Source organism: Microbacterium sp. NPDC096154, from assembly GCF_040302945.1.
In the GTDB taxonomy this organism is placed as follows: Bacteria; Actinomycetota; Actinomycetes; order Actinomycetales; family Microbacteriaceae; genus Microbacterium.
The window spans coordinates 1-21765 of record NZ_JBEOSM010000012.1; the positions used below are offsets into that span (position 1 = coordinate 1).

23 protein-coding genes and 1 pseudogene are annotated in these 21765 nt (G+C 69.0%); 9 read left to right on the plus strand and 15 right to left on the minus strand.

The genetic code is table 11. The features are described 5' to 3' along the window. Nucleotides 1-225: 225 nt before the first annotated feature. From ABTW64_RS14035 to ABTW64_RS14065, 7 genes are all read left to right on the plus strand, one after another. Nucleotides 226-1005, plus strand: coding sequence for a hypothetical protein (locus tag ABTW64_RS14035; protein ID WP_350623481.1), 780 nt, complete (start codon nucleotides 226-228; stop codon nucleotides 1003-1005). After that, entirely contained in the window at nucleotides 954-1739 is a 786-nt protein-coding gene (locus ABTW64_RS14040; RefSeq protein ID WP_350623483.1) for a site-specific integrase, read from the plus strand. Before ABTW64_RS14035 ends, ABTW64_RS14040 begins: the two co-directional genes overlap by 52 nt. Before the next feature lie 88 nt (nucleotides 1740-1827). Next, nucleotides 1828-2802 (plus strand): thioredoxin-disulfide reductase, encoded by a 975-nt coding sequence (gene trxB, locus ABTW64_RS14045; protein ID WP_112266878.1) that lies wholly within the window; start codon nucleotides 1828-1830, stop codon nucleotides 2800-2802. Continuing rightward, nucleotides 2799-3125 carry a thioredoxin gene (trxA, locus tag ABTW64_RS14050; protein WP_223172695.1) on the plus strand — a complete coding sequence of 109 codons (327 nt, stop codon included), beginning with the start codon at nucleotides 2799-2801 and terminating at the stop codon, nucleotides 3123-3125. Before trxB ends, trxA begins: the two co-directional genes overlap by 4 nt. Next, nucleotides 3122-4222, plus strand: a complete 1101-nt coding sequence (gene arsB, locus ABTW64_RS14055; RefSeq protein WP_112266874.1) for an ACR3 family arsenite efflux transporter — start codon at nucleotides 3122-3124, stop codon at nucleotides 4220-4222. The genes trxA and arsB overlap by 4 nt, the downstream gene beginning before the upstream one ends. Then, nucleotides 4219-5220, plus strand: a complete 1002-nt coding sequence (locus tag ABTW64_RS14060; RefSeq protein WP_013864596.1) for a metalloregulator ArsR/SmtB family transcription factor — start codon at nucleotides 4219-4221, stop codon at nucleotides 5218-5220. The genes arsB and ABTW64_RS14060 overlap by 4 nt, the downstream gene beginning before the upstream one ends. A 15-nt stretch (nucleotides 5221-5235) precedes the next feature. After that, nucleotides 5236-5640, plus strand: coding sequence for an arsenate reductase ArsC (locus tag ABTW64_RS14065; RefSeq protein ID WP_112266873.1), 405 nt, complete (start codon nucleotides 5236-5238; stop codon nucleotides 5638-5640). 135 nt (nucleotides 5641-5775) lie between these two features. Here the strand turns inward: ABTW64_RS14065 and ABTW64_RS14070 are convergent, their stop codons facing one another. Genes ABTW64_RS14070 through ABTW64_RS14095 form a run of 6 tightly spaced genes read right to left on the minus strand, consistent with a single transcriptional unit; the run spans nucleotide 5776 to nucleotide 12007 of the window. Further along, nucleotides 5776-6084, minus strand: coding sequence for a hypothetical protein (locus tag ABTW64_RS14070; RefSeq protein ID WP_013864598.1), 309 nt, complete (start codon nucleotides 6082-6084; stop codon nucleotides 5776-5778). Next, a complete protein-coding gene (locus ABTW64_RS14075) occupies nucleotides 6081-7988 on the minus strand; it encodes a heavy metal translocating P-type ATPase (RefSeq protein ID WP_350623487.1) in 1908 nt (635 codons plus the stop codon). Before ABTW64_RS14075 ends, ABTW64_RS14070 begins: the two co-directional genes overlap by 4 nt. Then, the gene (gene cmtR / locus ABTW64_RS14080) at nucleotides 7985-8344 is read right to left on the minus strand and encodes a Cd(II)/Pb(II)-sensing metalloregulatory transcriptional regulator CmtR (RefSeq protein ID WP_007633539.1); all 360 of its coding nucleotides are present in this window, start codon (nucleotides 8342-8344) and stop codon (nucleotides 7985-7987) included. Before cmtR ends, ABTW64_RS14075 begins: the two co-directional genes overlap by 4 nt. Before the next feature lie 48 nt (nucleotides 8345-8392). Continuing rightward, a complete protein-coding gene (locus tag ABTW64_RS14085) occupies nucleotides 8393-9634 on the minus strand; it encodes an MFS transporter (RefSeq protein WP_253049604.1) in 1242 nt (413 codons plus the stop codon). Further along, on the minus strand, nucleotides 9627-10691 hold the full coding sequence (locus ABTW64_RS14090) for a flavin-containing monooxygenase (protein ID WP_112266869.1): 1065 nt from the start codon (nucleotides 10689-10691) through the stop codon (nucleotides 9627-9629). The genes ABTW64_RS14085 and ABTW64_RS14090 overlap by 8 nt, the downstream gene beginning before the upstream one ends. Then, the gene (locus ABTW64_RS14095; protein ID WP_112266867.1) at nucleotides 10688-12007 is read right to left on the minus strand and encodes an FAD-dependent oxidoreductase; all 1320 of its coding nucleotides are present in this window, start codon (nucleotides 12005-12007) and stop codon (nucleotides 10688-10690) included. Before ABTW64_RS14095 ends, ABTW64_RS14090 begins: the two co-directional genes overlap by 4 nt. An 88-nt stretch (nucleotides 12008-12095) precedes the next feature. Between ABTW64_RS14095 and ABTW64_RS14100 the strand changes: the two genes are divergently transcribed. Both ABTW64_RS14100 and ABTW64_RS14105 read left to right on the plus strand, forming a co-directional pair. Then, nucleotides 12096-12443, plus strand: coding sequence for an ArsR/SmtB family transcription factor (locus ABTW64_RS14100; protein WP_112266865.1), 348 nt, complete (start codon nucleotides 12096-12098; stop codon nucleotides 12441-12443). 23 nt (nucleotides 12444-12466) lie between these two features. After that, nucleotides 12467-12856, plus strand: a pseudogene (locus ABTW64_RS14105) (GNAT family N-acetyltransferase); the annotation flags it as partial. Between the two features lie 178 nt (nucleotides 12857-13034). On the opposite strand, the gene ABTW64_RS14110 reads toward ABTW64_RS14105, so the two are convergent. The 9 genes from ABTW64_RS14110 to ABTW64_RS14150 all read right to left on the minus strand — a co-directional run bounded on the left by ABTW64_RS14110 (nucleotide 13035) and on the right by ABTW64_RS14150 (nucleotide 21734). Further along, nucleotides 13035-14552 carry a putative type IV secretion/conjugal transfer ATPase gene (locus ABTW64_RS14110; RefSeq protein ID WP_112266863.1) on the minus strand — a complete coding sequence of 506 codons (1518 nt, stop codon included), beginning with the start codon at nucleotides 14550-14552 and terminating at the stop codon, nucleotides 13035-13037. Then, on the minus strand, nucleotides 14549-15016 hold the full coding sequence (locus ABTW64_RS14115; protein ID WP_026529672.1) for a hypothetical protein: 468 nt from the start codon (nucleotides 15014-15016) through the stop codon (nucleotides 14549-14551). Before ABTW64_RS14115 ends, ABTW64_RS14110 begins: the two co-directional genes overlap by 4 nt. A 41-nt stretch (nucleotides 15017-15057) precedes the next feature. Then, nucleotides 15058-15855: a hypothetical protein gene (locus tag ABTW64_RS14120; RefSeq protein WP_026529671.1), complete on the minus strand. Its 798-nt coding sequence runs from the start codon at nucleotides 15853-15855 to the stop codon at nucleotides 15058-15060. A gap of 50 nt (nucleotides 15856-15905) precedes the next feature. Continuing rightward, nucleotides 15906-17372 carry an SCO6880 family protein gene (locus ABTW64_RS14125; protein WP_112266861.1) on the minus strand — a complete coding sequence of 489 codons (1467 nt, stop codon included), beginning with the start codon at nucleotides 17370-17372 and terminating at the stop codon, nucleotides 15906-15908. Nucleotides 17373-17378: 6 nt separating this feature from the next. Then, nucleotides 17379-18710, minus strand: coding sequence for a TrbL/VirB6 family protein (locus ABTW64_RS14130; RefSeq protein WP_026529669.1), 1332 nt, complete (start codon nucleotides 18708-18710; stop codon nucleotides 17379-17381). 28 nt (nucleotides 18711-18738) lie between these two features. Next, nucleotides 18739-19008 (minus strand): DUF6112 family protein, encoded by a 270-nt coding sequence (locus tag ABTW64_RS14135; RefSeq protein ID WP_026529668.1) that lies wholly within the window; start codon nucleotides 19006-19008, stop codon nucleotides 18739-18741. 125 nt (nucleotides 19009-19133) lie between these two features. Beyond that, entirely contained in the window at nucleotides 19134-19400 is a 267-nt protein-coding gene (locus ABTW64_RS14140; RefSeq protein ID WP_026529667.1) for a DUF6112 family protein, read from the minus strand. Beyond that, a complete protein-coding gene (locus tag ABTW64_RS14145) occupies nucleotides 19400-21031 on the minus strand; it encodes a peptidoglycan DD-metalloendopeptidase family protein (protein ID WP_350623493.1) in 1632 nt (543 codons plus the stop codon). The genes ABTW64_RS14140 and ABTW64_RS14145 overlap by 1 nt, the downstream gene beginning before the upstream one ends. Before the next feature lie 13 nt (nucleotides 21032-21044). Beyond that, nucleotides 21045-21734, minus strand: a complete 690-nt coding sequence (locus ABTW64_RS14150; RefSeq protein WP_036542082.1) for a hypothetical protein — start codon at nucleotides 21732-21734, stop codon at nucleotides 21045-21047. Nucleotides 21735-21765: the final 31 nt, after the last annotated feature.

Genomic DNA, 21765 nt, shown 5'->3' on the forward strand with positions numbered 1-21765 from the left:
CGAGCACCACATAGCTGAGGGTGATCTCGCCCACCTTTCCCCACTCGCCCTCGACGACGATCACGTCATCGACCCGCAGGGCGTCGCTGAACACCTAGATATACAACATTCATCGAATTCGAAGCCTACCTAAACGATAAAAAGATCAGAAAAGGCGATATCGTAGATGTTGAATGGCACTCTCTTCCATCCCCACCAACCGAACAAGACTATCTAGACTATGGAATGGACGACTTATCCATCATCCCTGAATCCGCTTGGCAGGAACTCGAAGGAGATGTAGAACTCTGTTACTACACAGATGACCCGAACAAAGATGAAGTAAGTTTTAATATCACGACCACCCCTTTCACTCTTGCGGAAGAATGGGAAGACAAAACAATTAGTGTCATTGAGTACACCGATGATCCGAATCAGACTGAATCTTCTATCACTTTGGAGACAGAACCTTTTACTATTTATGATGAGCTTGGTGATGAGGTGGATGTGTTATATTACACTGATGACCCTGACAAAACGGAGGCAAAATTAAATATTACAGCCAACTACTCCCCACTTGATGAGTTAGAGGGAGATTTTGACGTGGTGACCTATAGTGAGGATTTGAGTGAAAGTGATAAGTTAGCTTTAAATGTAGAAGCTTTACCAGTAGGTCAACTTGTGATAGCACCTCAATCTTTTGCTTATTTAGGGGAAATCAGAAGCTTTATTTCACATTTAATCAATTCTAGTAACGTTGGTATTATTCGATTCATTATTAGCTTTGATGATGGAGCAACATGGAAGTCCTATTCTAAAGGGTTGGATCAATGGAAAAACGTAAATATTATAAGTCCTCAAAATGTTATTAAGGATGGAATGAGATATCAAACATTTAATAACATCCCTGAACATCAAATTAAAGTTCAACCAAACGGTAATATCAAGCCCAGCTCGAGGTCTGGCGCGACATCATGGTCGACGGCTCCAAGACCCCGCCGCGCCGTCAGCCCCGCGACACGATGACCGTCAAAGGCCAGATGTACGGCATCCTCCCCGCGATCACTCGCTGGGTCGACGACGGGCGCACCAGCCTCGCAGGGATCAGCACCGAAGACATCCTCGCCGCCCTCCCTGACGACCCCTCGCGCCGTCACACCATGATGCTCGGTTTCCGCAGTCTGTTCACGATCCTGCGCGGCCGCAAGCAGGTCTTCACCGACCCGACGAATGCGATCCCGCTGCGCGGCCCGCGGCGCAACACACCGCTGCCGATGGAGCCCACGGCGATCCGGGACGCCCTGGTCGACCCCGACCCCGCAGTGGCGTTGGCCGTCTCGCTCGTCGCCTTCCACGCCCTGACCACGCAGCAGGTCCAGCACATCCAACTCACCGACATCATCGACGGACGTCTGCGAATGCCCGACGTCCGCTTCATCCCGCTCGCGAAACCTGTCCGCGTCCGCCTGAGCGCGTGGCTCGACCACCGTGCCCAGCGCTGGCCGGAAACGAAGAACCCCTACCTGCTCGTCACCGTCCAGACCGCGCCCCGTCTCTCACCGCCCGGCCGGAACTTCCCCTGGAAGAAGGCCGGAGTGACAGCCCAGGCCCTGCGCACCGACCGGATTCTCTACGAGGTCGAGCAGACCGGCGGCGACTTCAGGCGCATCTGCGACCTCTTCGGCATCGGCATCGAGACCGCGCTGCGCTACTCCCACACCGCCACGGGACCGCAGAACATCACGGCCGACAGTGCGTAGCCGCCTCGGAAGATGAACCTTCGGCAAACACCACCCAGATGCGCCTCGCCGACTTGCCGCGTGCTTCGAGAAGCGTCAATATAGATACATGTCGAATCAAGAGGTCGAGTTGGTCATCGTCGGGTCCGGTCCCGCCGGGTACACCGCGGCGGTCTACGCTGCTCGTGCGGGGCTTGCCCCGGTCGTGATCGCCGGCTCGGTGACCGCGGGCGGGGCGTTGATGACGACGACCGAGGTGGAGAACTTCCCCGGCTTCGTCGATGGTGTGCAGGGTCCGGAGTTGATGGAGTCGATGCGGGCGCAGGCTGAACGGTTCGGCGCTCAGATCGTCTACGACGACGCGACCCGCCTCGACCTCGACGGCGACGTGAAGATCATCGAGACCGGTGCCGGGGCCACGTATCGGGCGCGGGCGGTGGTCCTGGCGATGGGCTCCGCGTACCGCAAGCTCGACCTCCCCGAGGAGGACCGCTTGTCCGGGCACGGAGTGTCCTGGTGCGCGACGTGCGACGGGTTCTTCTTCCGCGACCAGGAGATCGCCGTGGTCGGCGGCGGAGACTCCGCGATGGAGGAGGCCCTGTTTCTCACCCGGTTCGCGTCGAAAGTGACCGTCGTGCACCGCCGGGACGAGTTCCGGGCGTCGAAGATCATGGCGCAGCGCGTGCTGGACGACCCGAAGATCGAGGTCGCCTGGAACAGCGAGGTCGCCGCGATCCTCGGCGACGAGCAGGTCACCGGGCTCACGCTGCGCGATAGCGTCACTGGGACCGAGCGGAGACTCGACGCGACGGGGGTGTTCGTCGCGGTCGGGCACGACCCGCGTTCAGATCTCGTGACCGGCCAGGTCGACACCGACGCGGACGGGTACGTGCGGGTCGCGCACCCGTCGACGCGGACGAACCTGGCCGGGGTGTTCGCGGCCGGGGATCTCGTCGATCACACGTACCGGCAGGCGATCACCGCCGCGGGCACCGGCTGCGCGGCCGCGCAGGACGCCCAGCACTACCTGTCGAACCTTGCTCCCGCCACCGTTTCCGCACCTGTTCTGGAGGTTTCCGCATGAGCACCGTCACCCCCGTCACCGACGCCACGTTCCGGGCCGAGGTGCTCGACTCCGAGCTGCCCGTCGTGGTCGACATCTGGGCGGCCTGGTGCGGGCCATGCAAGGCGGTCGCCCCGATCCTGGACCAGCTCGCCGGTGAGTACGCGGGCCGGGTGAAGATCGTGAAGGTCGATGCCGATCAGAACCTCGAGACCGTGACCGCGGCCGGCGTGACCTCGATCCCGACCCTCGGGTTCTATCGGAACGGGGAACGGGTGGACGTGTTGATCGGCGCGCACCCGAAGCCCGTCTACGCGACGAAGATCGAGGAGCTGCTCGCATGACCGACACCGTGACCCGCACCGCACCGAAACGGCTCTCCACACTCGACAAGTGGCTGCCGCTGTGGATCGGCCTCGCCATGGTCGCCGGTCTCCTCCTCGGCCGGTTCGTGCCTGTGCTCTCCGACGTGCTGTCCGCGATGGAGGTCGGTGGGATCTCGGTCCCGATCGGGCTGGGCCTGCTGGTGATGATGTATCCGGTGCTCGCGAAGGTCCGCTACGACAAGGTCGCCGCCGTCACCGAAGACAAGAAGCTCCTGGTCTCTTCGCTCGTGCTGAACTGGCTCGTGGGGCCGGCGGTGATGTTCGCCCTGGCCTGGATCTTCCTGCCGGATCTGCCCGAGTACCGCACCGGGCTGATCATCGTCGGGCTCGCCCGCTGCATCGCGATGGTCGTGATCTGGAACGATCTGGCCTGCGGTGACCGGGAAGCGACCGCGGTGCTGGTGGCGATCAACTCGGTGTTCCAGGTCGTCGCGTTCTCCCTGCTGGGCTGGTTCTATCTCACCGTCCTGCCGGGCTGGCTGGGGCTGGACACGCAAGGGCTGGAGATCTCGGTCTGGCAGATCGCGCTGAATGTGATCGTCTTCCTCGGCGTCCCCCTCGCCGCGGGGTTCGCCTCGCGGTGGATCGGCGAGAAGCGGAAGGGGCGCGACTGGTACGAGGAGACGTTCCTTCCGAGGGTCGGGCCGTGGGCGCTGTACGGCCTGCTGTTCACGATCGTGCTGCTGTTCGCCCTCCAGGGCGAACAGGTCACCTCCCGGCCGATGGACGTCGCCCGGATCGCACTTCCCTTGCTGGTGTACTTCGGGCTGATGTGGTTCGCGGGGCTGCTGCTCGGCAAGGGCATCGGCCTGAGCTACGCGCGATCGACGACGCTCGCGTTCACCGCGGCCGGGAACAACTTCGAACTGGCCATCGCGGTCGCCATCGGCACCTTCGGCGCGGCCTCCGGGCAGGCCTTGGCGGGGGTCGTCGGCCCGCTCATCGAGGTGCCCGTGTTGGTGGGGCTGGTCTACGTCTCGCTCTGGGCGGCGAAAGCCTGGTTCCGCACGGACCCCTACGCCACCGAATCCACGATCGAATCGAGGACGTCATGACCGACACCGCTGTCCTTCCCGACGCCGAGGCGTGCGCGCCCTCCGCGATGCACGCGATCGGCGCCGACGCAGCTGCGACTGTGGCCGGGGCGCTCAAGGCGCTGGCGGATCCGCTGCGGCTGCGGATGCTGTCCGCGATCGCGACCGACCCGCGCGGCGAGTCCTGCGTGTGCGATCTCGCGGAGCTCGCCGACGTGTCCCAGCCGACCGTCTCCCACCATCTGAAGGTGTTGAAGGAGACCGGGATGCTGCGGTCCGAGCGGCGCAGTACGTGGGTCTGGTACCGGATCGCGCCGGGCAAGCAGCGCGCCGTCGCGGCCCTCCTCGACGCGTTCGCACCAGCGGCAGTCGCCGACGAGCCGGAGGACGCTCAGGCGCGAGTTGAAGCGTTGCGGCAGATGGACGCCCGCGTGACCCGGCTCGCCGAGGAACTGGCCAACGAGCTGACCGGGCTGCACCGTGATGTCGTGATCGCGATCGTGCGCGAGTCCTACGCGGGCCTGGTGCGGTCGGCGAAGCTGACGCAGCACATGATCCCGCTGACCGAGCGCTTCGCCCGCCAGCGCCTCGCCGACCTCACCCGGGATCGGTCTTCGGGGGTGCCGCAGGTGCTGTTCGTGTGCGTGCAGAACGCGGGCCGTTCCCAGCTCGCCGCCGCCATCGTCAACCAGCTCGCCGACGGCCGAGTGATCGCCCGTTCCGCAGGCTCGACCCCGGCGTCGGACCTGCACCCGCACGTGCGCTCCCTGCTCGTCGAGATCGAAGGCGAGCAGGAGGCTCGGGATGCGTTCCCGAAGCCGCTGACCGACGACGCCGTCCGCGCCGCGGACGTTGTGGTGACGATGGGCTGCGGCGACGTGTGCCCGATCATCCCGGGTGTCCGCTACGAGGATTGGGCCGTCGGCGACCCCGCCCTCGCCTCCCCGCAAGGGGTCGACGCGATCCGACACGACATCGAGTCCCGCGTCCGCGCCCTCCTCGCGACCCTCACCGACTGAAAGAAGCCAAAGTTCATGACCGTTCAGCAGCCCTCTGTCCTGTTCGTCTGCGTCCACAACGCCGGCCGCTCCCAGATGGCCGCCGGCTACCTCCGCCACCTCGCCGCAGGCCGCATCGAGGTCCGCTCGGCCGGGTCCATGCCCGCCGAGCAGATCAACCCCGTGGCCGTCGAAGCCATGCGCGAGGAAGGGATTGACATCACCGCCGAGCAGCCGAAGGTGCTCACCACCGAGGCGGTGCAGGCCTCCGACGTGGTGATCACGATGGGCTGCGGCGACGCCTGCCCGTTCTTCCCGGGCAAGCGGTACGAGGACTGGAAGCTCGACGACCCCGCCGGACAGGGCATCGAGGCGGTGCGCCCGATCCGCGACGAGATCAAGGGGCGCATCGAAGCGCTCTTGGTAGAGCTGCTCGTCTGAGGGAGTGTGAGCGCCGGAGGGGCAAGCAACATCGGCGCTTGCCCCTCCCATGCTCTTGAGGGAGCTCGATCCATGCGGGGAACATCGTTGTGCCGCGGGTGTGGCCCGCTAATTGCGTCCCCAGTGGTTGTCGCTCTATCGAGAAGCGCCTCGCAGCGCTGCTTCGATCTGCTCCGGCGTGGGCGCTCCGGCGAATCCGCTTTCCGTCGAGTAGACGCGGCACGCGAGCGAGCGGACCGGTGCGGTCGGGAACAGGTCGACGCCGTCGACTAGGAGCGTGGGTGATCCTCCGAACGGAGAATTCGTCGCTTCGGCCTCGGTCCGGATGGCTACCAGTTCGACGGCCACGTCCACAAATCCGATTGCGTCCAGCGCAGCACGCGCGTTGGCTTCGGCGATGTCCGTGTTCGGGCAGTCGAGGATGTGCAACAGTTCGACCTTCATGCGATCCGCTCTTTTCGGGTCCGAGCCGCGCGGAGCCCGTTGAGGATGACGACGACCTCGGCGATCTCGTGCACCAGCACCACCGCGGCCAGCCCCAGCACGCCGAACAGGGCCAGCGGGAGCAGGGCGGTGATGATCAGCAGCGACAGGATGATGTTCTGGTTGATGATGCGCCTGCCGCGACGGGCGTGGTCGAACGCCCGCGGGAGGAGCCGGAGGTCGTGGCCGGTGAAGGCGACGTCGGCGGACTCGATCGCGGCGTCGGAGCCGGTCGCGCCCATCGCGATGCCGATGTCCGCGGCGGCCAAGGCGGGGGCGTCGTTGATGCCATCGCCGATCATCGCGACCGAGCCGTGCCCGCCCAGTTTGCTGATCGCGGTGGCCTTGTCCTCCGGGCGCAGCTCGGCGCGCACGTCCTCGATCCCGGCCTGCGCGGCCAGCGCCCTGGCGGTGCGGGCGTTGTCACCGGTGAGCATCGTCACCCCGACGCCCTGGGCGGCGAGGGTGCGGACCACCTCTGGGACCTCGGGGCGCAGCTCGTCGCGGACACCGACCGCGGCGACCGGGGCGTCGTCGCGGTGCACGATCACGACGGTCATGCCCTGCTCCTCCAAGCCCGCGACCTGGTCCTTGAGCGTCCCCGCGTCCAGCCAGCGGGGGCTACCGACGGTGACCCTGGCCCCGTCGATGCTGCCTTCGATGCCGTGCCCGGCCTGCTCGGTCACGTCCAAGGCGGCGGGAGCTCCGGGGGCGGCGGCGGTGATCGCGGCGGCCAGCGGGTGGGTGCTATGCTGCTCCAGCGACGCAGCCCACGCCAACGCCTGCGCCTCGGTCACGCCCTCGGTGGTGAGCACGGCGGTGACGGCGGGCTCGTTGCGGGTGAGGGTGCCGGTCTTGTCGACGGCGACGTGGCGGATCACGCCGAACCGCTCGAAGACCGCGCCGGACTTGATGATCACGCCGAATCTGCTCGCCGAGCCGATCGCGGCGACGACGGTCAGCGGGACCGAGATCGCCAGCGCGCACGGCGACGCGGCGACGAGCACCACGAGGGCGCGGGTGATCCACAGCTCCGGGTCGCCGAGCAGCGAGCCGATGATCGCGACGAGGGCGGCGAGGATCAGCACGCCAGGCACGAGCGGCCGGGCGATCCGGTCGGCCAGGCGGGCGCGGTCGCCCTTCTCGGCCTGCGCCTGCTCGACCAGCTCCACGATCGTGGTCAACGAGTTGTCGGTGCCCGCCGCGGTCGTCTCGACCTCCAGGGCACCGGCGGTGTTGATCGCCCCGGCCGACACCGCGTCGCCGGGCTCGACCTCCACCGGGATCGACTCCCCGGTGATCGCCGAGGTGTCAAGGCTCGACCGGCCCGTGCGGACGATCCCGTCGGTCGCGATCCGCTCACCCGGACGCACGAGCATCAGCTGACTAACGGCCAGATCCTTCGCGGCGACCTCCACGGACGCGCCATCCCGCCGGATGGTCGCGGTCTCCGGGACCAGCTTGAGCAGCGCCCGCAGCCCGCCGCGGGCGCGATCCATGGCCTTGTCCTCCAGCGCTTCGGCGATGGAGTACAGGAACGCCAACGCCGCGGCCTCCTCGACGTAGCCGAGGACCACCGCGCCGACCGCGCTGATCGTCATCAGCAGCCCGATGCCCAGCTTGCCCGTGAACAGCTTGCGGACCGCGCCGGGCGTGAACGTCGACGCACCCAGCAGCAGGCCGATCCAGAACGCCACCAGCGCCGGGATCTCCGCACCCGTCCATTCCAGGACCAGGCCCGTGCCGAAGGCGACGCCGGAGAACACCGGAACCATGATCCCGCGGTCACGCCACCACGGCCGCTCCTCCTCGGCCTCCTCGCCGACCCGGGTCTCCGGCTCGTCGCAGCCGCACGCCGCGCTCACGCGCCCGCTCCCGTCCCGCAGCAGCCCGGCACCGTGCACTCGGCATCCACGCACGGCGCGTGCTCGTCCACGGCCAGCGTCACGTCCACCAGCGCCGTGAGCGCCGCCGCGAGGTGCGGGTCGGCGATCTCGTAGCGCGTCTGCCGCCCCTCGGGCTCGGCGACCACGATCCCGCAGTCGCGCAGACAGGTCAGATGGTTCGACACGTTCGAGCGCGTCAGCTCCAGCTCGCGCGAGAGCACGGCCGGGTAGCTCGGGCCGTCCAGCAGGGTCATCAGGATCCGGGAGCGCGTCGGATCCGCCATGGCCCGGCCCAGCCGGTTCATGACGTCAAGACGCGAAGCAATAGTCAGCATACACTGAACTATACAGTGAACGCTGACCTATTGTCGGCTCCGATAACCTCAACTTCGACTATGAACGCCACGCGGCGGGAGGAGTGGCTGCTCCGCGCAGGCCCTCGTCCACGCGCTGGCGATCATCAGGGCCGTCCCGACTGCAGCCAGGGCGGTCAGGACAGCGAATGCCCTCGCGTAGCTCCCGGTCACCTCGGCGAGGACGGCCCCGGCGAACGGGGCGAGGGCAGCGGCCAGCAGGACCGGGAGGCCGAGGACGCCGGAGAGGTGGCCGTAGGCGCGCTCTCCCCAGCGGTCGGTGATCGCGGTCGCCTGCAGCAGCGTGGCGATCCCGCGGCCGACTCCGGCGAGCATCGACGCCGCAATCAGCAGGCCCACCGGGCCCGGCACCACGGCCAGGACCAGCGTGCTCGCAGTCACCAGGATGAACACGGCGGCGGTGCGCGCGGTCAGCGAGGCCCGGTGCGCCAGGCCGGTGTAGACGAGGCGTCCGGCGACCTGGCCGACGCCCCCGAGGCCGAGCACCCAGGCTGCGGCCCGGGCGTCGAGGCCGCGCTCGAGCATGAGCGGGACCAGGGCCAGCAGGCCCGTGTACATGGCCAGCGACGCCGCGGTCAAACCGCCCGTGAGCAGCCAGAACCGCGCGCTGCGCAGGACCGCGACGGCATGGGCGCTGTCGGTGGCGGGCGCGTCGCGATGCCCGCGCGCGGGCCAGGGGCGTCGCAGCAGGAGCGAGTGGGCCGGCACTGTGACGACGGCGAGGGTGGCTGCCGCCCACAGGTAGGTCGCCCGCCAGCCCAGCTGCTCGCCGGCGGTCGCCGTCAGCGGCGCGAAGACCGTGCTGGCCAGGCCCGCGACGAGCGTCAGGGTGGCCAGTGCCCCGAGGCGGCGTGCGTCGAACCAGCCGGTGATCGCGGCGAACGCCGGCGGGTAGAGCACCCCGGCCATCGCGGCCCCGGCCAGCACCCAGCCGGCGACGAAGACCGGCAGGCTCCATGCCGTGCCGATCACCACGAGAGCCAGGACCCCGAGGGCCGACCCGACCGTCATGACCAGCCGCGGTCCGCGCCGGTCGATGACGCGGCCGATCGGCACCCCGACCAGCGCCGAGACCACCAGTGCCGCCGAGAACGCCGAGGTGACGGCCACCGTGGACCAGCCGGTGTCGGCGCTGATCCGCGGCGCGAGCACCGGGAAGGCGTAGTAGAGCAGCCCCCAGGAGACGATCTCGGTTACGCACAGGGCCGCCAGCACCGCGCCGAGCGACGGGCGGGGTCCGGGCTCAGGCAACGGCGGCACCCCGCGGCAGCCTGGTCAGGGCGTCGACGACGTGCTGGGCGTCGCGGTGCACCCCGCGCAGCGTGTTCGAGGAGAACGACCGCTGGAACTCCACACCGAGGAAGCCCAGCCCCGGCAGCGCGGTCGAGACACCGCGGTCGTGCCGGAGCCTGCCGGCCCCGTCGAGGACGCCGAGCGAGGTCAGGTAGGTCAGGTGCGGCCGGTAGCCGGTCGCGAAGATCACGGCGTCGACCTGCTCCCGGGAGACGTCAGGCCACACGACCCCGTCCGGGGACAACGCGGTGAACATGGGCCGCTGGTCGGGCCGGCCCGCCTCCAGCGCCCGCTTGTACGTGTCGGTCCCAATCACCGGGGTGCCGGTGACGAGCCGTTCGAGGACCGATGGCGGGAGCAGGTCGGCGCGCGTGAGGCGCAGCCACCAGTGCAGGTCGCGTCCGGCGATCATCTGCGGCGCGAACCGGACCCGGTCCCGCACCGCCAGCGACGTCTCCGCGTGCTCGGCGAGCTCGTGGGCCACCTGCACGGCGGAGTTGCCCGCCCCGACGACCACGACCCGCTGCCCGGCGAACTCCTCCGGCGACCGGTAGTCGGCCACATGCAGAACCCGCCCCTCGAATGCCTCCCTGCCGGGGATCGCCGGCACGTGGGGATTGCCGAACGAACCGGAGGCAGCGACGAGCGCGTCGCCGACCAGGCTGCTCCCGTCAGCCAGCTCCACCGTGAACGCCGGCCCGTCGGCGGTGACGTCGACGACGCGGGCATTGGTCCGGACCTCGACGCCGAGCTGGTCGGCGTATCCGCGCAGGTACTCGACGACCTCGTCGCGCCCTGGGTAGCCGTCCGGGTCGCCGGGGAACGAGTACCCGGGGAAGGAACTGAACCGGCGTGGGGAGAACAGGCGCAGGCTGTCGTAGTAGCACGGCCACGACCCCACCGGCTCCGGGCCGGCCTCCAGCACGACCGGCTCCCAGCCCCGGTCGCGTCCGGTGCGGGCGGCAGCGAGGCCAGACTGCCCGCCACCGACGACCAGCAAGCGGCCCCGACTCATCCGTCCGCCCTCGCGCCGATCTGGACCAGCTGCGGACCAGGCGCGCAGCACGAACCCGAGGCCGCCTGATCGTCCGGGGCGTCGAACAGGCCAGACCCGCCACACACCCCAGTGTCCGGCAGGACGAGGTCGACGCGCGCGGCAGCCTCACGGTCGCCGGCGATCGCCGCGACGACGCTGCGGACCTGCTCGAACCCGGTCAGAGCCAGGAACGTCGGCGCCCGCCCGTACGACTTCGCCCCCACGATGTAGAACCCCGGCTCCGGATGCGCGAGGTCTGCAGCTCCCGTGGCACGGACCGAGCCGCACGAATGCAGGTTCGGGTCCACCTCGACAGCGACCTTCACCGGAGCCTGCAACCGCATGTCGAGACCGAGCCGGATCTCGGACAGGAACGACAGATCAGGCCGGAACCCGGTCGCGACGAACACGCGCGATGCCGGTTCCAAACGGCGGCCGTCCTCCGCGAGGAGCACAGCCTGCCCGTCCTCGACCGTCACCTCTTCGGTACGGAACCCGGTGACGAGATCCACGAGCCCGTCCTCGACCGCCTTCTTCGCCCGCTGACCCAGCGCACCGCGCTCGGGCAGCTCGTCCCCGCTCCCGCCGCCGAACGTGTTGCCGACCGTGCCGCGGCGCAGCACCCAGCTGATCCGCGTCCCCGGCACCCGCTTCGCTACCCGCGACAGTATCCCGATCGTCGTCGCAGCAGAATGACCGTTGCCGACCACCACCACATGCTGACCGGCCAAGCCCAGGGCATCGTCGATCGCGGGCATGCGATGCTCCACCAGCCCCGCATCGACTGCAGCCTCCTCGCCGAGCGCGGGGAGACCGTCAGCACCCGCGGGATTCGGGGTGTACCAGGTGCCCGACGCGTCGATCACCGCGTCGGTCTCGATCCGCTCCTGCCCACCATCCGTGCGGCGGACGTGCACGACGAACGGCTGCTCCGCTCGCCCGGCATCGACCGCGAGATCCCGCCCCTTGCGCGCCGCTCCGACCACACGAGCCCCATACCGGACCCGGTCGCCCAGCGCGTCCGCAAGCGGGGCGAGATACCCCTCGATCCACTGCGCCCCGGTCGGATAGCCTTTCTCCGGCGCCACCCACCCCGTCGGCTCCAGCAGGCGACGAGATGCCGCATCGGTGAGCTCCGTCCACGGCGAGAACAGCCGCACATGCCCCCACTCCGCAACAGCTGCCCCCGGACCATCACCGGCCTCCAGCACGAGCGGGTTCAATCCGCGTTCCAGTAGATGCGCGGCCGCTGCGAGCCCCTGCGGGCCCGCACCGATAACGACGACGGAAACCATACCCAACCTCCATGCATTGACGTTCTTCAATGTGAACGAGCCTGCCTCACGTATCGACAGATGTCAATGCGTAGGGCAGAATGGAGCCATGAACGCCCTTCCCGCGACCATCGAGAGCACCCCCGAAGCCTCGACCTGCTGCATCCCCGGGCAGCCGCTCGATGACGCGACCGCGCAGCAGCTCGCCCGGGTGTTCAAAGCGCTCGGCGACCCCACCCGGGTCAAGCTCATGGCGATGATCGTCGGCAGCAGCGAGGGCGAGATGTGCGTGTGCGACCTCACCGAACCCGTCGGACTGTCGCAGCCGACCGTGTCACACCACATGAAACTCCTCGTCGAAGCCGGTCTCGTGACCCGCGAGCAACGCGGTAAGTGGGCCTACTACCAGCCCACAACCGACACGCTCGCCGGCGCCGCGCGGGCGTTCCTCTCCTGACGCCAGATTCCCGGTTCCGGCCGATGGTCGAGTCCGACTGGCCCGAGGTCGCGAGCATCTACCAAGCCGGGATCGCCACCGGGCACGCCACCTTCGAAGCTGTGCCGCCCGCGAACTGGGCCGCGTTCATCACTTGCAAACGCTCCGAGCTGAGCCTGGTAGCCCTCGACTCCGCAGATCGGGTCAACGGATGGGTTGCCGCGGCCCCCACCTCAACGCGGACCGCCTATGCGGGCGTCGTCGAACACTCGATCTACATCCACCCCGATGCTGCAGGACAGGGCGTCGGCTCCAGGCTCCTGGCCGCATTCCTTGCCGTCGCCGACCACGCGGGCATCTGGACGGTCCAGTCCTCAATCTTCCCCGACAACACCGCAAGCCTGCGCCTCCACGAGCGCGCCGGATTCCGCACCGTCGGCAGACGAGAACGCATCGCCCGCATGGACTACGGGCCGCACGCCGGCCGCTGGCGCGACACCATCCTCGTCGAACGCCGCACCCCTGCTGATCCCGCAGGAAGCCACGCTGAGGCTGCATCTTCCGTGAACATGCACACTCACACCTGCTCCAGCGACCTCTCAACCCGCATCTTCACGCCAAATCGACTTCAGGATTCCTCAACTTGCGGGGAATGCCGGTCATGCGGGCGGTGGTGTCGAACGCGGCGAGCTCGGCGGGGTGGAGTTGGTGCTGCACGACGAAGGCCCGGTCCTTGATCCGCCAGAGCCCTTGCCCGGTGCCGAGTCCGGGCAGCAGGCGGCGTTCGGTGCCGGTCAGCCCGAGCGCGACGGCGGTGGGGCCGAGCTGATCGGTCTCCTGCCGGTAGACGATCCTCGTCTCCGCGTTTGCCAGCAGGCTGTTCGCCAGCGCCCGGTTCGCCGATCCGGCATCGCCGACGTTCTCCAAGTCGGTGAGCTTGTGGAACACCAAGAGATTGGCCAGCCCGTAGTGCCGGGCGAGACGCCAGTGGGCGTCCATCCTGCGCAGGAGCGCCGGGTGGGACATGAGCCTCCATGCCTCGTCGTAGACGACCCATCTGCGGCCCCCGTTGGGGTCGAGCAGGGCGGCTTCCATCCATGCCGACGAGCAGGTCATCAGCACCGAAATCAACGTGCTGTTCTCGGTGACGCGCGAAAGATCGAGGCTGACCATCGGCAGCGACGGGTCGAACCTGACGGTGCTCGGCCCGTCGAACAGGCCGGCCAGGTCCCCGGCCACCAGGCGGCGCAGCGCGTGGCCGACCTGGCGGCCGTCCTCGGTGAGCCGGCCGTCCGGGTCGTCGGCAGGGTCGGGGCGCAGCAGCCGGTCGACCACCATCGGCAGGATCGGCACGTCCGCGTCGCGGACCGCGCCGGCCAGGGCGGTGTCGATCGCGGTGTGCTCCAACGGCGCCAACCGCCGATCCAGCACCGTCTCCGTCAAGGCTCCGAGCAGATCGCGGCGTCGCGCGGCGAGGGTGGTGGCCCACTCCTGGTCGGACAGGCCGCCGGGCCGGTAGCCCTCATCCAAGGGGTTGAGCCTGTTGCCCATCCCGTGCCCGAGGATGATCGCTTTCCCGCCGACTGCTTCGGCGACGCCGGAGTGCTCGCCTTTGGGGTCGCCGGGGACATAGACGCGGTACCCGAAGGGCAGACTGCGGGTGTAGAGGCTCTTGGCGAGCGACGATTTCCCGGAGCCGACGATCCCCGCCAAGATCAGGTTCGGCGCGGTGATGATGCCCCTGCGGTACAACTCCCACGGGTCGTACACGAACGAGGAGCCGCTGTAGAGGTCTTGGCCGATGAAGATTCCCGCGGCTCCGAGCCCGGCTTCGGCCAGGAACGGGTACTGCCCGGCGAGCACGGCGCTGGTGTCCTGATGCCGGGCCACCCGGAAGCGGCCCGGTGTCCTCAGCGCGGCCGGGCCGGGCTCGCCGGCGGCGGGCAGGTAGACCGTGGCACGGCGTTCAGCCCGTTCGGCGGCGGCCTTGGCCTGGGCCGCTTCCTTCTCGACGTGACGCTGCTCGGCGACGAGGCGGGCGGCGGCTTGCCGCCGCTGCTTGCGCAGCCGGCGCCGCTCCGAGGCGGGAGTGACGAGGACAGCGGTGTGCAGCTTCTCGCCCCGGCTCACAACGACCGCCCCCGCGTCCCGGAGACCCAACCGCCGGCGGGACGGTCGAACCATGACGAGTCCGGCGCCGGGCGAGGCTGCTGTGGCATGTCCGGCTTGGGCTGCGGCGGGCCCTCGATGCCGAGCGGTGCCAGCGCGTCCGCGTTCTGGCGAGCGGCCTCCGCGACCCATCCGGGAAACAGGCACTCATGCTCGGGCCTGCTGCCGGGGTTGTCGATGGCGTACTGGCGGGCGTCGCCGGCCGCTGCCAGGAAGGCGGCGAGGTCGCGCATCGCGCGGTCCGGGGCGACCGGCGCTCCGGCGCCGGTGAACAGGTCCCGGCCGACGAGCGTCTGCCCGGTCGCGGTGTCCTCGATGCGGTAGGCATATCGCTGGTGCTCGCCCAGCGGCGAGTCCGGCCAGACGGTCAAGGTGAGCGTCCCGACGTGCCGGGACATCGAAGCGGTGGGGTCTGCGCTGTTCATGGCGGGCAGGTGCGCGCCGGCACGTCTCCGTGGTGGCTATGTCAGAGCGACAGCCCGCGGGCCTGCTTGACGGCGGCGACGCCGGGATGCTCGAACCAGCCCCCGTCACGGACGGCGCTACGCCGCCCGGCCGTCTCTCGCTCACGGCCTGTCGTCGGGCGGCGGGCCGGGACGTGCGCCCCTGCTTCTTTGTCGATGGCGTCCTCGGCACGGATCAGGTGCCGCCGGTACAGGGCGACGTGCCCGGCCATCGCGTTGTAGGTCATCGCGTAGTCGCCGGTCTCGGCCTGCCGGTCACCGGGATAGACCGGGGCGGTGTCGTGAACGTCGCCGTTCTCCAAGGCGGCGTTCGTGGTCTCCTCGCCGTAGTCCCACGCCGACAGATGCTCGATCCCCGCCTCGACCCCGTGGGCGTCGATGAGGTCGATCACCCGGTCGGTTTCCTCGCCTTGGAGGAACACGACGCCAACCCACCGCTCCACCATCCGGTCCTGCGGGTTCCACACGATCCGGCCCGAGTGGGTCATGGCCGCGCTCAGGCGGTCGTCGGCCTGGTCGATGAGCGTGCCGGCCTGGTGCAGCTCATCCGCTGCGGCCAGCGCCTCGGCCGCACCGCCGCTGTACTCGCGGGACTCGTCGGTGACGTGATGCTGCCGGCTCAGATGGGCGGCGGCGAGCTGGTCGAGCACCTGCCGCAGCGATCGCAGCCCGCCCAACAGCTCACCGATCACCACGTAGGTCTCGGACGGGTCCTCGAAGCTACGGCTGGCGTGAGCCAGACCGCGCAACGCCTCGTAGGCATCGCTGGCATCGCTGGTCGGGTTCGTGTATGTCGGCATCACGGGCCTCCTTCAACGAGGGTGGGATGCCTGCCAGGTGAGCGCGCCGGTCACACCGTGCGGCACAGCGGCAGCGCGGCCGCCGTGAACGCGACGGCTTGCTGGCCGACGAGCCTTCGGGTCTCGCAGGAGGCTTGGATCGAGGCTTGTTCGATCGCGGCGACTGCGGCTTCCAGCTCGTCGACGCTGGGGGCGGAGACGGAGATGAGCCCGGAGACCCGTAGAATCCCGTGGCCGGCGGTCAGGTCGGCTTCCTGCTGGAGAACGTCTTGGTATTCGGCGGTCTGCGCGGCGTCCTCGATCTGCCCGATTCGGGCGCGCTGGGCCGCATCGGAGATGTGTTCGACCTTCTTCTTGCGGATGTCGCGGGCCGCCTGGTCCGAGCGCATCGGGGTGTAGATCAGCGACACAGCCCGTTGGATGCCGGTGGAGAGCAGCACCGGCGCGAGGAACCCCGGATAGACGAGGCTGCGGGGCCACTCCGAGACCCACAGCACGGTGTGCCAGGCGGAGTCGGTGCGCAGGTTGCCCCAGGTCTCGGTGACCGCGACCGGGCCGGCGGCGGCGAGCTCCTGCCCGAGCCGCCCGTGGCGCTCCAAGGTGGCGGCCACGGCCGGGTCATACGCCGAGCGGAGGATGACCGCGACCTGACCGGGGCCGAGCCACCCCGAAGGGGTCAAGTCCGCCGAACGCAGCGCGGCGACCAGCGTCGCCATCTCCTGCCGGAGCACCGCGGCGGCGCCGCGGATGCCGCCGCCGGCGGTCCTGATCTGCTGGGAGGCGACCTTCATGTCCAGGGAGAGGCTGACCGTGGTGGCGTGCCGTTCCCCGGCGGGGCCGGCCCGCTCGATCAGTTCGCGGTAGGTGGTCGCGGCCCAGGAGCCGTCGTCGGTGCCGTGCTCGGCCCACCACTCGGCCAGCCCGCTACCGGAGTCGGGCAGGGTTCGTTCGAGCACTTGCAGGGTCGCGATCCGCCCGGACCGGCAGACCGTGGCGAGCACTCGCCCCCAGGAGGTGACGCGGCGCTCTTGCTCGCCGGGGTCGAGCAGGATGAATGCCGGATGGGTCACTTCCGTCACGACCGTCAAGGTTGCCTGGCGGGGGTCGTGGATCATGCACGCCCCGGTCTCGGGGTCCAGGTGCTCCCGAAGCCGGGCCATGTCACCGGGCAGCGCGAGACTTCCGGCAGGGCGGGGCTTGACGATCCGCCGCCGGTAGAGCAGTTGCCCGCCGGTGGAGCGCCACAGCCACCAGAGCGCGACAGGGAGCCATTCGACCATCGGCCTCCCAGCGATGGGCACCCAGGTCAGCACGACCGCGAGCAGCCAGACCGGGGCGGTGTAGACCAGCAGCATCCCGGCGCCGCCGTAGAACGCGGCCAGCAGCGCCAGGCCGCCGATGCCGAGGGTGATGAGCTGCGCGACCGAGAGGCCGAGCAGCACCCCTCGGCGGGTGAGTCGGCTGAACTTCATCGGCGTCAGCTCGCTACCGGGTGTCTTCTGGTCCGTGGTGGGCATGGGTGGTCACTCCTTGCCCCACGGCGATGCCGTGGGGTTGGACGGCTCCGTGGGCGTCCTCGGCTGCGGCGTGGACGGCGGGGGCGTCTGCGACGGCGGCGGGGTGCCGCCGTTCTGCCCGCCTGCGGCGTCGGCGGCGGTCTCGGCCTGACCGGCCACCGCGTGCCCGGCCTTCGGCCCGGCCTCGGCGGCATCCTTGGCGACCTTCGCTCCGACCACGACGGCTGCCGCCGGTCCCGCGCCCGCGGCGGAGGCGCCGGCTTCGGCGCCCACGGTTTCACCGCCGGCCGCGGCAGGTGCCTGCGCCGGGGCGGGCGACGGCGGAGGCGTGCCACCTGATCCTGCGTCCGACGCGCCGTCATTGGGGTCTTCGAGAACCTTCTTGGGCTCGCCGCCGCCTTGGGGCTTGGAGGGGATCGGGACGGGACGGTTGAGCGCGTTCTTGGCCTCCTGCTCGGTGCCCATCTGCTGGTACAGGTCGAAGCCCACGAACGACACGAAGCGGTAGACCATGTAGGGCGCGAAGGCCGCGATGCCCATGAGCACGATGCCGGTGATCGGTTCGGTGACGGCGGCGATGTCCAGCTCGATCGGGGTGGCGATCTGCGTGATCGCCAGCAAGAAGATGACGACGAGCACGAGCTTGCTGATGATGAGGGCGATCACGAACGCCGCCCATTTCCCGATCCATCCTTTGGTGGCGTCCCAGGACGCGCCGGCGAACGCGATCGGTGCCAGCACCACGCCGACCAGCAGCAGCGCCTTGCGGATCAGCAGGCTGAACCAGACGATCGCGACGGCGGCGATCATCAGCCCGGCCAGGAAGATCGTGACGATCGCGCCGACGCCGGGCGCGGCGATGTTGATGCCGCTGAGCCCGGCGGCGAGCAGGATGATCTTGTCGCCCATCGTCTCGGTGGTCTCGCCGGACGTCTGGATGATGCCGATGCTGAGCTGGTCCACGATTTCCAGTGCGAGCGCGGTCAGCGTGACGACCACGAACGCGCCCAGCACCGATTTCGCCGCGCCGAGCGCGGCTCTGGACAGCGCGGTCGGGTCGCGGCGGATCAGCCCGGTGATGAGTTGCAGGCAGAAGAAGATCAGGACGAGGAAGACGCCGATGCCGAAGATCAGGTTGTAGACGCTGGTGAACCCGTCCGTCTGGACATCGACCAGCGTGGTCGTGTCGAACACGGCCCACATCGCCTCGATCAGCCAGCCGGCCGCGCCGCCCATCGCCTGGGCGAGCCAGTCGAACGGGGCAGCCACGACCGTCGCGGCAGCCTCGCCCGCCACGTCGCAGACGGTCGAAATCACGGGAACGTCGCAGACACCCATCTCAAATCTCCTGCGGTGACCGGCGGCCCTATACAGCCTGGCCGACGTTCCAGAAGAAGTTCACGAGCGTCACCGCCGCGCCGCAGATCACCGCGGCACCGCAGGAGATGAGAACGCCCAGCTTGCCCCTGCCCGCCAGATGCGGGTTCGAGCTGTTGGCGCCGTAGGCCCAGACGATCGCGGAGACGATTAGCGCCAGTACGGAGAGGATGAGGCCGACCGTCATCACGGCGCCAACGATGGTGCGGAGCTGGTCGATGCCGGGCAGTCCCGAGCTGTTGGGGTCGATGTCGATCACGGCGGTTACTCCCTCGCTGAGCGAATGGCTTGTGGCGACGAGGTGAACCAGGGAGCGACTGGCGAGACCGGGCAGACGAAAGGCCCGCTCCCAACGCAGAGAGCGGGCCTGCTGGCGACGGAGGATCAGAGCTGTTGGCCGAGGGCGATGAGCCAGTTCACCCACGCCACCCCCGCGCCGGCGAGCGCGGCGGCGCCGACGCCGACGAGCACCCCGACCCGGCCCTTGGAGGCAAGCGAGTGGTTGCCGTGCGAGGCGCCCAGCGCCCAGCAGATCGCCGAGACGATGACCATGAGCACCGCGACGATGAGCACGAACATCAGCAGGGCGCCGATGACCTGTTTCAGATCACCGATGCCTCCGAGCCCGTCGAAGTCGGGGAACACTTCCATCACGAACCGGCCCTGACGGTGACGTGCAGGTGGTCGTAATGGCCGCCGGTCACGTCGCCGGGGTCGTGCATCCCGCCGCCGTTGTAGGGGCGCCAGCCTTCGGCGTCGCGGGCCAGGGACCAGATTTGGCCCTGCCAGATCAGGTACTCCACGCCCAGCGACTCGGCGTGGTCCTTCATCCAGTTCGTCGCCCGCCACCCGTCCTCGAGCTGCGCGGGCGTCGGGTGCGTCCCGATCGGGTTCCCGAACGTGATGTCACACGCCCGGCCCAGCGGGTGCTCTGACGTTGTGCCGGGCCGGGGCGAGTAGCAGGCCCAGGAGCTGTCGGGGAACGCGGCACGGGCTTGGGCCATGACGTGCGCCATCCGCGCGGTGATCTGCCCGTCGCTGGTGGGGTCATCGACCATCTGGTCGGGGTCGCCGTCCAGCGGGGCGGGATCGCCCGGCGCTCCACCGGAACTGCACTCGTTCGGGCTGCCGACCGTGGCTTCGGGCAGGTCGACCGCGTTGTGGTCGTTAAGCCACTTGGCCGCGTCGACGGCCTCGCCGCTCGTGCCGCCGGGCCGGACCTCGAAATGCAGGTGTGGCCCCGTGCTGTTCCCGGAGCTGCCGACATCGCCGATGTGCTGGCCCGCGGTCACACGATCTCCGGCCGCGACGAGGATGCCGGACTGCCACATATGCGCGTAGGCGGTCGCCACGGTCTGCCCGTCGATCTGGTGCTCGATGACAATGAGTCCGCCGTAGCCGCCGGAGAACTCGGCCACGGTCACGGTCCCGTCTGCGGCGGCGAGGATCGGCGTGCCGTCCGGTGCGGCGAAGTCGGTGCCGGTGTGGAACGACGGTTCCCCGGTGATCGGATGGATACGCGGCCCGAACTCGCTGGTGAGCACCCAAGTTCCCTCGGGGAGCGGGAACACGACCCGCGAGGACTCCGCGACCGGACCGGCCACCACCGAGGCGGTGGCCGGGCCAGCCGCACCCGTCGCGCCGGTGAGAGCGTCGAGGATGCGTTCGGCGACCGGCTCGTAGTTGCGGTAGCGGTCAGGGTAGGCACTGACCTCGACGGCTTGCGCGGCCTCGCCGGGGTCCATCTGGGCCCAGCCGGGGATGTCCAGCAGGCCCCGCGGCGAGGGATAGTTAGGTCCATCGGGTCCGCCGTAGAACGCGCGGGCCTGATAGTTCGTGTCCATCAGCTCCGCGACGGTTCCCCACCCGGATTGCGGGCGCATCTGGAACAGGCCGAGGGAGTCGTGGTCGCCGCCGTTGCCGTCGTTGGGGTAGTTCGCGGACTCGGGGTAGGCACTGGTGTTGGCGAGCTGGCGCAGGGTGCTCTCGGTGAGCGCGGCCATCAGCGCGATCTTGATGCCGGGCCGGCCGACGCCCTCGATGCCGCCGCCGACAGTGATGATCGTGGCCGCGTGCGTGAGCTGGGTCTTGTTCAGCGTGAACGTGGTGCCGTCTTGCGTGGTGACGGTCAACGAATCGGGGACGTTGCCCACGGTGACGCTGCCGCCGGGGACGGCGCAGTTCGCGGCGGCGGGGTTCATCAGCACGCCGATCGCCATCAGGACACAGGCAGGGCCGAACAGGACGAAGGCGAGTCCGAGGATGAGGAGCTTCTTGACCACGGCGTGCCTTCTGTCATCGCAGCGGGTTGTCGAGCTGCGACAGGCGCAGCACGTGACACGGGCCGGTGCGGAACTCCGGCGCCGGGGGCGGGCAGGCCAGAAACACGGTGAAGGCCACGGGGTGCTCGCTGGTGACGGGTTCGCCGTTCCAGACGCCCTCGCGGTGCCGGGTTCCTTCGATCGTGATCGCGGTCGCACCACGCGGGAGCTGGCCGGACTGGGCCTGCTCAACCGCGGTGTCCCATGCTTGGGGCACGAACGAGGACTCGATGGTGAGATGCTGGGTGGTGGCGTACTTGCGCAGCTCGATCCACGCCTCCCGCGACGGCAGATAGGACGCGATGTCGGCGGCGAGGCCCGCCTGCTCATGGCCGGAGGGGTCCCCGACCTCCAAGATCGCGGCGGAGTAATCCAGCGGCATCAGCCCGGAGCCGGTGTCCCAGGCGAACAGCGCCTCAGCGACATTGCGGGCGAACTCATCCGGGTCGTGCGAGGGGATCACCCGCGGCGGCCCCGGTTTGCCGGGCTCGGACTCACCCGGAGCGGTGATGGTCGGAGCCGGATCGGGCGCGCGATCGGTGGGCTGTCGTGGGCCGGTGATGAGCCCATACACGCCGACGCCGATCAGGAGCAGCAGCACGAGGCCGGCGGCGATCACCGCGATGAGTCGGCCACGGGACCAGGAAGCGAGATTCGTCTTCATGCCCAGAGGTGAGCCCGCCGGTGACTGGCCC

Excerpts from the sequence above, each read along its gene's own strand:
- ABTW64_RS14070 (WP_013864598.1), bottom strand. The coding sequence starts at position 6,084 with ATGAAGGTCGAACTGTTGCACATCCTCGACTGCCCGAACACGGACATC.
- trxA (WP_223172695.1), top strand. The coding sequence starts at position 2,799 with ATGAGCACCGTCACCCCCGTCACCGACGCCACGTTCCGGGCCGAGGTG.
- ABTW64_RS14065 (WP_112266873.1), top strand. The coding sequence starts at position 5,236 with ATGACCGTTCAGCAGCCCTCTGTCCTGTTCGTCTGCGTCCACAACGCC.
- arsB (WP_112266874.1), top strand. The coding sequence starts at position 3,122 with ATGACCGACACCGTGACCCGCACCGCACCGAAACGGCTCTCCACACTC.
- ABTW64_RS14125 (WP_112266861.1), bottom strand. The coding sequence starts at position 17,372 with ATGCCCACCACGGACCAGAAGACACCCGGTAGCGAGCTGACGCCGATG.
- ABTW64_RS14100 (WP_112266865.1), top strand. The coding sequence starts at position 12,096 with ATGAACGCCCTTCCCGCGACCATCGAGAGCACCCCCGAAGCCTCGACC.
- ABTW64_RS14060 (WP_013864596.1), top strand. The coding sequence starts at position 4,219 with ATGACCGACACCGCTGTCCTTCCCGACGCCGAGGCGTGCGCGCCCTCC.
- ABTW64_RS14035 (WP_350623481.1), top strand. The coding sequence starts at position 226 with ATGGACGACTTATCCATCATCCCTGAATCCGCTTGGCAGGAACTCGAA.
- trxB (WP_112266878.1), top strand. The coding sequence starts at position 1,828 with ATGTCGAATCAAGAGGTCGAGTTGGTCATCGTCGGGTCCGGTCCCGCC.
- ABTW64_RS14120 (WP_026529671.1), bottom strand. The coding sequence starts at position 15,855 with ATGCCGACATACACGAACCCGACCAGCGATGCCAGCGATGCCTACGAG.
- cmtR (WP_007633539.1), bottom strand. The coding sequence starts at position 8,344 with ATGCTGACTATTGCTTCGCGTCTTGACGTCATGAACCGGCTGGGCCGG.
- ABTW64_RS14150 (WP_036542082.1), bottom strand. The coding sequence starts at position 21,734 with ATGAAGACGAATCTCGCTTCCTGGTCCCGTGGCCGACTCATCGCGGTG.
- ABTW64_RS14095 (WP_112266867.1), bottom strand. The coding sequence starts at position 12,007 with ATGGTTTCCGTCGTCGTTATCGGTGCGGGCCCGCAGGGGCTCGCAGCG.
- ABTW64_RS14140 (WP_026529667.1), bottom strand. The coding sequence starts at position 19,400 with ATGGAAGTGTTCCCCGACTTCGACGGGCTCGGAGGCATCGGTGATCTG.
- ABTW64_RS14115 (WP_026529672.1), bottom strand. The coding sequence starts at position 15,016 with ATGAACAGCGCAGACCCCACCGCTTCGATGTCCCGGCACGTCGGGACG.
- ABTW64_RS14090 (WP_112266869.1), bottom strand. The coding sequence starts at position 10,691 with ATGAGTCGGGGCCGCTTGCTGGTCGTCGGTGGCGGGCAGTCTGGCCTC.
- ABTW64_RS14130 (WP_026529669.1), bottom strand. The coding sequence starts at position 18,710 with ATGGGTGTCTGCGACGTTCCCGTGATTTCGACCGTCTGCGACGTGGCG.
- ABTW64_RS14040 (WP_350623483.1), top strand. The coding sequence starts at position 954 with ATGGTCGACGGCTCCAAGACCCCGCCGCGCCGTCAGCCCCGCGACACG.